The 3,581-nt window shown below is 56.4% G+C and carries 2 rRNA genes; both read right to left on the reverse strand.

Features of this window, described 5'->3' with window-relative positions:
• Nucleotides 1–7: 7 nt before the first annotated feature.
• A 5S ribosomal RNA gene (gene rrf, locus QH195_RS28860) occupies nt 8–124 on the reverse strand.
• Nucleotides 125–271: 147 nt separating this feature from the next.
• A 23S ribosomal RNA gene (locus tag QH195_RS28865) occupies nt 272–3,403 on the reverse strand.
• Nucleotides 3,404–3,581: the final 178 nt, after the last annotated feature.

Genomic DNA, 3,581 nt, shown 5'->3' on the forward strand with positions numbered 1-3,581 from the left:
AATTATGTTCCGGCGGTGTCCTACTCTCCCACACCCTGTCGAGTGCAGTACCATCGGCGCTGGCAGGCTTAGCTTCCGGGTTCGGAATGGGACCGGGCGTTTCCCTGCCGCTATAACCGCCGTAACTCTATGAAACTATCCACAGAGAGCCACCCTGCTACCGGTACTCGGATCAACCCACCACATGGTGGTCACCGACCCCGGATTCTGGGGTGTCTTCTGTATCTGTGTGTTGTTTCAGATACTGCACAGTGGACGCGTAGCAACCTTTGTTTGTAAGCCCTCGGCCTATTAGTACCGGTCACCTCCACCAGTTACCTGGCTTCCAGTTCCGGCCTATCAACCCCATGGTCTGTAGGGGGCCTTAACCACTCTAGGTGGTGGGAAACCTCATCTTGGAACAGGCTTCCCGCTTAGATGCTTTCAGCGGTTATCCCTTCCGAACGTAGCCAACCAGCCGTGCCCCTGGCGGGACAACTGGCACACCAGAGGTTCGTCCGTCCCGGTCCTCTCGTACTAGGGACAGCCTTCCTCAAGTTTCCAACGCGCGCGGCGGATAGAGACCGAACTGTCTCACGACGTTCTAAACCCAGCTCGCGTGCCGCTTTAATGGGCGAACAGCCCAACCCTTGGGACCTACTCCAGCCCCAGGATGCGACGAGCCGACATCGAGGTGCCAAACCATCCCGTCGATATGGACTCTTGGGGAAGATCAGCCTGTTATCCCCGGGGTACCTTTTATCCGTTGAGCGACACCGCTTCCACATGCCGGTGCCGGATCACTAGTCCCGACTTTCGTCCCTGCTCGACATGTCTGTCTCACAGTCAAGCTCCCTTGTGCACTTGCACTCGACACCTGATTGCCAACCAGGCTGAGGGAACCTTTGGGCGCCTCCGTTACATTTTGGGAGGCAACCGCCCCAGTTAAACTACCCACCAGGCACTGTCCCTGAACCAGATCATGGTCCGAGGTTAGAGGTCCAATACGACCAGAGTGGTATTTCAACGACGACTCCACACACACTGGCGTGCATGCTTCACAGTCTCCCACCTATCCTACACAAACCGTACCGAACACCAATACCAAGCTATAGTGAAGGTCCCGGGGTCTTTTCGTCCTGCCGCGCGTAACGAGCATCTTTACTCGTAATGCAATTTCGCCGAGTCTGTGGTCGAGACAGCAGAGAAGTCGTTACGCCATTCGTGCAGGTCGGAACTTACCCGACAAGGAATTTCGCTACCTTAGGATGGTTATAGTTACCACCGCCGTTTACCGGGGCTTAAATTCTCAGCTTCGCGCCGAAGCGCTAACCGGTCCTCTTAACCTTCCGGCACCGGGCAGGCGTCAGTCCGTATACATCGTCTTACGACTTCGCACGGACCTGTGTTTTTAGTAAACAGTCGCTTCTCTCTGGTCTCTGCGGCCCAAACCAGCTCACGGCGTAAAGCCGGTCACCAGCTCGGGCCCCCCTTCTCCCGAAGTTACGGGGGCATTTTGCCGAGTTCCTTGACCACAGTTCTCTCGATCGCCTTAGTATTCTCTACCTGACCACCTGTGTCGGTTTGGGGTACGGGCCGTGTACCAACTCACTAGAGGCTTTTCTCGGCAGCATAGGATCACTGAATTCGCCTCAATCGGCTACGCATCACCTCTCAGGCTATATGCTGTGCGGATTTGCCTACACAACGCCCTACAGGCTTACACCAGTACAACCACTGACTGGCCCAGCTACCTTCCTGCGTCACCCCATCGCTTGACTACTACACCCAGGGTCCCGCGCATCCCCTTTGGGTCTCCCGAAGGAGATCCCGCCAGTTCAGGGCGGTTAGCACAGATGATTCGCCATTGGGCGCGGATACACGGGTACGGGAATATCAACCCGTTGTCCATCGACTACGCCTGTCGGCCTCGCCTTAGGTCCCGACTCACCCTGGGCGGATTAACCTGGCCCAGGAACCCTTGGTCATTCGGCGGACGAGTTTCTCACTCGTCTTTCGCTACTCATGCCTGCATTCTCACTCGCGCAGCCTCCACAACTAGGTCACCCCGCTGCTTCCCTGGCTACACGACGCTCCCCTACCCAGCCACACCACTGCACACACCCCCGCAGGAGTATGTGGATGTATTGTGCGACTGCCGCGGCTTCGGCGGTGTACTTGAGCCCCGCTACATTGTCGGCGCAGGATCACTCGACCAGTGAGCTATTACGCACTCTTTCAAGGGTGGCTGCTTCTAAGCCAACCTCCTGGCTGTCTGCGCAATCCCACATCCTTTTCCACTTAGTACACGCTTAGGGGCCTTAGCCGGCGATCTGGGCTGTTTCCCTCTCGACTACGAAGCTTATCCCCCGCAGTCTCACTGCCGCGCTCTCACTCACCGGCATTCGGAGTTTGGCTGATTTCGGTAAGCTTGTGGGCCCCCTAGACCATCCAGTAGCTCTACCTCCGGTGAGAAACACGCGACGCTGCACCTAAATGCATTTCGGGGAGAACCAGCTATCACGGAGTTTGATTGGCCTTTCACCCCTACCCACAGCTCATCCCCTCAGTTTTCAACCTAAGTGGGTTCGGGCCTCCACGACGTCTTACCGTCGCTTCACCCTGGCCATGGGTAGATCACTCCGCTTCGGGTCTAGAACACGCGACTCAAACGCCCTATTCGGACTCGCTTTCGCTACGGCTACCCCACACGGGTTAACCTCGCCACATGCCACTAACTCGCAGGCTCATTCTTCAAAAGGCACGCCATCACCCCCAGCAGCAAGCTGCTCGAAGGCCCTGACGGATTGTAAGCGCACGGTTTCAGGTACTATTTCACTCCCCTCCCGGGGTACTTTTCACCTTTCCCTCACGGTACTAGTCCGCTATCGGTCACCAGGGAGTATTCAGGCTTACCGGGTGGTCCCGGCAGATTCACAGCAGATTTCACGGGCCCGCTGCTACTCGGGCACTCACTACAACAGAGAACGTGTTTTCGCCTACCGGACTCTCACCGTCTACGGTTGGCCGTCCCAGACCAATTCGACTAACACGATCTTTTCTGACTGTTGCTCACCACGGCAGTGATGAGAAAATGAGCCCCACTACCCCACACGTGCAACCCCTGCCGGGTATCACACACGCATGGTTTAGCCTCATCCGCTTTCGCTCGCCACTACTCACGGAATCACATGTTGTTTTCTCTTCCTGTGGGTACTGAGATGTTTCACTTCCCCACGTTCCCTCCACACACCCTATACATTCAGATGCGGGTAACACGACATCACTCGTGCTGGGTTTCCCCATTCGGACACCCTCGGATCACAGCTCGGTTGACAGCTCCCCGAGGCTTATCGCAGCCTCCTACGTCCTTCATCGGCTCCTGGTGCCAAGGCATCCACCGAACGCTCTAAAACACTTACAAAACAAAGATGCTCGCGTCCACTGTGCAGTTCTCAAACAACACACCCACCCGGAACTTTCACCCGCACCAGCCAGCAAACTCCCGAAGAAGCCTCCCGCGGTATGAACGGAGATCCGAGCGGATCATGTTTATTGCCTGGAAAGAACGCCTGTTCTTTCAGGACCCAACAGTGTGTTGA

The organism is Nocardia carnea, from assembly GCF_029868855.1.
GTDB lineage: Bacteria > Actinomycetota > Actinomycetes > Mycobacteriales > Mycobacteriaceae > Nocardia > Nocardia carnea_A.